Origin of the sequence: uncultured Winogradskyella sp. (genome assembly GCF_963975125.1) — a bacterium.
Taxonomy (GTDB): Bacteria; Bacteroidota; Bacteroidia; order Flavobacteriales; family Flavobacteriaceae; genus Winogradskyella.
In genome coordinates, this window is the sequence record NZ_CAXBGB010000122.1 from 1 (window position 1) to 5,922 (window position 5,922).

Consider the following 5,922-nt stretch of genomic DNA (forward strand, 5'->3'; position numbering starts at 1 on the left):
GACTTTAGTCAGATTTAAAAACCTATGGACTTTGAGTCCATAGTGGTTTAGTTTTATAATAATTTATGTAGAAGCGTTAATCAATCAATATCTCTAAAACCTGAATTGCAGCTGCGCTAATTTTAGTGCCAGGACCAAAAACAGCTACAGCACCAGCATCAAATAAATATTGGTAATCTTGTTTTGGGATCACTCCACCAACAATAACCATAATATCATCTCTGCCATAGGCTTTAAGTTCTTCGATAACTTGTGGTACTAATGTTTTATGTCCTGCAGCCAGTGAAGATACACCAAGAATGTGTACATCGTTTTCTACGGCTTGTTTTGCGGCTTCCTTTGGTGTTTGAAACAGTGGACCAATATCGACATCAAAGCCAACATCTGCATAACCTGTTGCGACGACTTTGGCGCCTCTATCGTGTCCGTCTTGTCCCATTTTGGCAATCATAATACGAGGCCTGCGACCATCTTGCTCTGCAAATTGGTCTGCGAGCTCTCTGGCTTTCTGGAAACTCTTATCGTCTTTTATTTCTTTGCTGTACACTCCTGAAAATGATTTTAATTGTGCTTTGTGTCGTCCAAATTCAACTTCTAAAGCATCGCTTATTTCACCTAATGTGGCACGTTTTCTTGCCGCATCTATGGCTAAAGCTAACAAATTATCTTCACTTGTCTTCGCAGCTTTTGTCAATTTTAATAAAGCTTCGTTCACAGCATCAGTATCGCGAGTCGCTTTAATATGTTCTAAACGTTTAATTTGTTGCGTTCGTACGGTTTGGTTATCTACTTCGAGGGTAGCTATTGGATCTTCTTTGTCTAATCTATATTTATTAACACCAACGATAATATCTTGACTAGAATCTATCCTAGCTTGTTTTCTGGCAGCAGCTTCTTCTATACGTAGTTTTGGTATTCCGGCTTCAATGGCTTTGGTCATTCCGCCTAATTCCTCAACTTCTTCAATGAGTTGCCATGCTTTTTGAGCAATATCATGCGTTAACTTTTCAACATAATAACTACCAGCCCAAGGGTCTACAGTTTTGGTGATGTTGGTTTCTTCTTGTAAATAGATTTGCGTGTTACGTGCAATACGAGCCGAGAAATCTGTTGGTAAGGCAATCGCTTCATCTAGTGCGTTGGTATGTAAACTCTGTGTGCCACCAAAAGCAGCTGCGGAAGCTTCAATACAGGTTCTAGCAACATTATTAAAAGGATCTTGTTCTGTTAAACTCCAACCAGAAGTCTGGCAATGCGTTCTCAAAGCCAATGATTTTTGATTCTTTGGATTGAATTGCTTTACCAATTTTGCCCAAAGCATACGTGCAGCGCGCATTTTGGCGATTTCCATAAAATGGTTCATACCAATAGCCCAAAAGAAAGATAGGCGAGGAGCAAAGGTGTCTATATCCATGCCTGCATCTAAGCCTTTACGAATATATTCTAAACCATCTGCTAAGGTGTAAGCCAATTCGATATCGCAGGTGGCACCAGCTTCTTGCATGTGGTAACCAGAAATACTAATACTATTGAATTTTGGCATGTTTTTGCTTGAAAACTCAAAAATATCTGAAATGATTTTCATTGATGGAGTAGGTGGATAGATGTAAGTATTCCGTACCATGAATTCTTTTAGAATATCATTTTGAATGGTTCCTGCTAATTGTTCTGGCTTTACTCCTTGTTCTTCTGCCGCGACTATGTAAAATGCCATGATTGGCAAAACAGCACCATTCATAGTCATGGAAACCGACATTTTATCTAAAGGAATTTGGTCGAAAAGAATTTTCATGTCTTCAACCGAATCAATTGCAACTCCTGCTTTACCTACGTCACCAACTACACGTTCGTGATCGGAATCGTAACCTCTATGTGTTGCTAAATCGAAAGCGACTGACAATCCTTTTTGTCCGGCTGCTAAATTTCGTCTGTAAAATGCGTTACTTTCTTCTGCTGTTGAGAAGCCTGCATATTGCCTAATTGTCCATGGTCTGCGAACATACATTGTTGAGTATGGTCCTCGAAGATTTGGTGCGATACCAGCTACGAAGTTGAGATGCTCTAGATCTTTAATGTCTTCTTTTGAATAGGTTGATTTTACATCTATATCTTCAGCTGTTAAAAAATGGCTTTTGGCTCTTGGCTCTTGGCTATTAGCGTTTGGTTCTATGGTTATATGTTGAAGGTTTTTTCTTGACATATTAATTGTAATTTTAATGCTGAAACTCAACTATAGTTTTTGTCTATATTCAGTTTTACTCTTTATTTAATCTATTGATTTCCAATTTTTCAGATAATCTTTTTTCAATAATTGGTTCAATTAGTGTTTTGCGTTTTTTAATTTTTAAAAAAGGACTGACTTTTAGGTTATTTTTCATTTTATCAGCAAAATTTGGATGTTTGTTTGAACCTAAAAGCACTAGTTTTTCAGTATCAAAATTGGCTTGATCTTTGGCTGCACTATCTTTGATTTTTCGCTGAATTGTACCTTCTTTTAGTTGCTTTAAAATGCCTCCATTGGCTTCAATATTTTTGAAAAGTTGAAGTGCTTTTTCAGATAATTGATCTGTTAAACTTTCAATATAATAAGTTCCATCTGCTGGATTATTAACTTTATCAAAATAGCTTTCATGCTTTAAAACTAATAACTGATTTCTCGAAATTCGGTTTCCAAATTTATTTGCTTTATGATAGAGTGAATCATAAGGTAAGTTGTAAATTGTATTGGCACCACCAATAACAGCACTCATGCATTCTGTAGTTGTACGTAACATATTTACATTATAATCGTAAATGGTTTTATTGCGTTTGCTAGGTGTTGCAATTATTCTACAGTCTGTATTTACTCCATATTCAGAAGCTAACGTTGCCCACAATTGTCGTAGTGCTCTTAGTTTTGAAATTTCGAAAAAGTAGTTTGAACCTATAGAAACATTGAAAGTAACTTGAAGAGATTGCTTCGCTTCATTTGCAATGACGGTATCGAGATGATTTAAATATTCGTTAGCATGTGCTAATCCATAAGCTAGTTGTTGTACAATGGTGGCTCCAGCGTTTTGGTATAGGCTTAAATCTATACTAAGTTGATTGGTCTTTTTTATTAGGGTTTCAAAGATTGTATGATCTTCTTTGAGGTTGGTGTGCCAATTGCCTGTTTTTGCTAGGTTGTGTATGATGTCAGTGTGCGAGTAAGTGAGAGATTGCTTGACTTTGCTCTCAATGAAAGCATCTAATTTTTTAGTAAAGTCTTCCGAAAGAAAATCACACTTAATTTCTATAGGTATACTTGCGATGTCAATATTTTGAAATAAATATTTAATAGAAATAGTTTCAGATTTTATTTGGTACAAAATACTTTCAACACCATGTTTAATGGCTTCGATAGCTTTTAAATTAGCATCTTTGGCGTCTGTAACTTCTATAGATTGGCAAATTTTCCATTGCGTAGCCTTGCTCTTGGAGACTTCTGGTAAAGTTTTAAACTCGTCAGCATGATAAAAAGGTTTTACATCTATGCCTTCATTGGTTTTCCAGATTAACGTATCGTTGTAATCTGCACCTTTTAAATCGACTTGAATCTTTTGCTTCCAAGCTTTTGAGGGTACACCTTCAAAATCATTAAATAAAGATTTACTCATCTTGTTTTTGTTTAACTATACTGTCTTCGTATTCAATAATATAAATGTCTTCGTTAGGCTTTTTCATGTAATAGGTTTCGCGTGCAGTGCGTTCTATGCCTTCTTCTGTACTCAATTCCTTTATGGCCTTATCGTCTTTTGTTATTTCATTTCTATAATGATCTTTTTGATATTCTAGTTCTTCAACATCAGAATTTAATTCGTGATGAAACAACCAGGAATGAGCATCAAAAAATAACATCCAAACCACAAAGACAATAAGAACAATGAGGTAAATGTTCTTAAATGGTTTTAGATATTTATTGTTCCAGATGCTCATTACAGACGTTCGTTTATTATTGTTCTAACGATATCTACAGCAACCGTGTTGTATTTGTTATTTGGAATTATAATATCAGCATATTCTTTCATGGGTTCAATAAATTGCTGATGCATTGGTTTTAAGGTCGTTTGGTATCTGTTTAGAACTTCATTTATATCACGACCACGTTCAGTGATGTCTCGTTTTAGACGACGAATTAGTCGCTCGTCAGAATCTGCATGAACAAATATTTTTATATCAAAAAGATCTCTAATCTCTGCATGAGATAGAATTAAAATCCCTTCAACAATCATTACTTTTCTTGGTTTTGTAGAAATGGTATCTCCTGTACGATTGTGTTTTACAAATGAATATACAGGTTGGTCAATGGAATTTCCTTTTTTTAGTTCTTTAAGATGATTTTCTAATAATTCAAAATCTATAGAACGTGGGTGATCAAAATTGATTTTAATACGTTCGTCATAACTTAAATGCGACGTGTCTTTATAATAAGAATCTTGTGAAATCACTCCAACTTCACCTTCTGGCAATTCATTTAAAATTGTATTAACTACGGTTGTCTTTCCGCATCCTGTTCCTCCTGCAATTCCTATAATAAGCATGTTTAAATTTTGATTTAGTTAGAGTCTTACAAAGTTAATTAATATGACCTTAAAATGAATATTATAATTTGGAAACTTTGGCTGGTTTTCAAATTGATTTCATTAATGTTTTATAAGTTTTACGATGCCTAAATTTTCTATTCCTACATAAATATAACCATCAGGCCCTTGTTCTACACATCTTACTCTACCTAACCCATCAAGCAATCTCTCTTCTTTAATCACTTTATTATTTTTTAGTGAGCACATGTCTAAATATCGAAACTTTAATGAGCCTATTAAAAGATTTCCGTTCCAACTGCCATATTTATCGCTATTAATGAATGCCATTCCGCTTGGAGCAATAGATGGAATCCAATAGTGGAGTGGTTGTTCCATGCCTTCTTTTTCTGTGATTTCTGTAAACTTTGAACCATTATAATTAATTCCATAGCTAATTACTGGCCAGCCATAGTTTTTTCCGGCTTTAATGATATTTATTTCATCCCCTCCTTTTGGACCATGCTCGTGTGTCCAGATTTCTTTAGTCTGCGGATGAAGCGTCATGCCTTGTGGATTTCTGTGGCCGTAAGAATAAATGGCCTTCTTGGCATTGGGTTCATTTACAAAAGGATTGTCATTTGGTATGGAGCCATCATCATTAAGACGATATACTTTTCCGCAATCTCTTGTAATATCTTGAGGATTTACATCTCTATTTCCACGTTCTCCAATAGTAAAGAATAAGTAACCGTCTTTATCAAAAACGAGCCGTGAACCGAAATGTTGACCCCTTCTGCTATTTGGTATTGCTTTGTATAGCACGTTTAAATTGTCTATTCTATTTCCATTTAGTTTTGCTCTGGCTATCGCAGTATTTCCACCTTGATTTTCACCTTCTGACGATGCGTAAGAGAAATAAATCCAACCATTTTCTTTATAGTTTGGATGCAAAATAATATCCATAAGACCACCCTGTCCGTTAACATAAACCTCTGGTAATCCGGAAATTGTTGTTTTCTTTCCGTTTTTGAAATGGATGAGCTCTCCTGCTTTTTCATTTATTAACATAGAACCATCTGGAAGAAATGTAAATCCCCATGGAATATTTAGGTCTGAGACAATTAATTCATAACTATTATCTGTGTTTATTGGGTTTTTATCTTGAGCACAGGTTAAGATGCAAATTAGGATTATACTGAGAAAAGAAAGTCTTAATTTCATGTCTGAAATGTCTTGAATAAATTAGTTTTTAAAGTTAAATAAATGTTGTTGGAATAGAAAGAAAAACTCTATATTTGCAGTCCGAAAATGATAACTATAAAATTCGGGGTGTAGCGTAGCCCGGTTATCGCGCCACGTTTGGGACGTGGAGGCCGCA

General features: G+C 35.2%; 5 protein-coding genes. All 5 read right to left on the reverse strand.

The features are described from left to right. Window positions 1-76: 76 nt before the first annotated feature. Window positions 77-2,200 (reverse strand): methylmalonyl-CoA mutase, encoded by a 2,124-nt coding sequence (gene scpA / locus AAC053_RS13320; RefSeq protein WP_339757593.1) that lies wholly within the window; start codon window positions 2,198-2,200, stop codon window positions 77-79. A gap of 55 nt (window positions 2,201-2,255) precedes the next feature. Then, window positions 2,256-3,638 (reverse strand): methylmalonyl-CoA mutase subunit beta, encoded by a 1,383-nt coding sequence (locus AAC053_RS13325; RefSeq protein WP_339757595.1) that lies wholly within the window; start codon window positions 3,636-3,638, stop codon window positions 2,256-2,258. Next, window positions 3,631-3,957, reverse strand: coding sequence for a septum formation initiator family protein (locus tag AAC053_RS13330; protein ID WP_339757597.1), 327 nt, complete (start codon window positions 3,955-3,957; stop codon window positions 3,631-3,633). Before AAC053_RS13330 ends, AAC053_RS13325 begins: the two co-directional genes overlap by 8 nt. After that, complete coding sequence (gene udk, locus AAC053_RS13335) at window positions 3,957-4,562, reverse strand: uridine kinase (protein ID WP_339757600.1); 606 nt, start codon at window positions 4,560-4,562, stop codon at window positions 3,957-3,959. The genes AAC053_RS13330 and udk overlap by 1 nt, the downstream gene beginning before the upstream one ends. A gap of 102 nt (window positions 4,563-4,664) precedes the next feature. Further along, window positions 4,665-5,765 (reverse strand): PQQ-dependent sugar dehydrogenase, encoded by a 1,101-nt coding sequence (locus AAC053_RS13340; protein ID WP_339757603.1) that lies wholly within the window; start codon window positions 5,763-5,765, stop codon window positions 4,665-4,667. Between the last annotated feature and the right edge of the window lie 157 nt (window positions 5,766-5,922).

Bases quoted from the DNA above. Each gene is read 5' to 3' on its own strand.
- scpA (WP_339757593.1), bottom strand. From the start codon at position 2,200: ATGTCAAGAAAAAACCTTCAACATATAACCATAGAACCAAACGCTAAT.
- AAC053_RS13325 (WP_339757595.1), bottom strand. From the start codon at position 3,638: ATGAGTAAATCTTTATTTAATGATTTTGAAGGTGTACCCTCAAAAGCT.
- AAC053_RS13330 (WP_339757597.1), bottom strand. From the start codon at position 3,957: ATGAGCATCTGGAACAATAAATATCTAAAACCATTTAAGAACATTTAC.
- udk (WP_339757600.1), bottom strand. From the start codon at position 4,562: ATGCTTATTATAGGAATTGCAGGAGGAACAGGATGCGGAAAGACAACC.
- AAC053_RS13340 (WP_339757603.1), bottom strand. From the start codon at position 5,765: ATGAAATTAAGACTTTCTTTTCTCAGTATAATCCTAATTTGCATCTTA.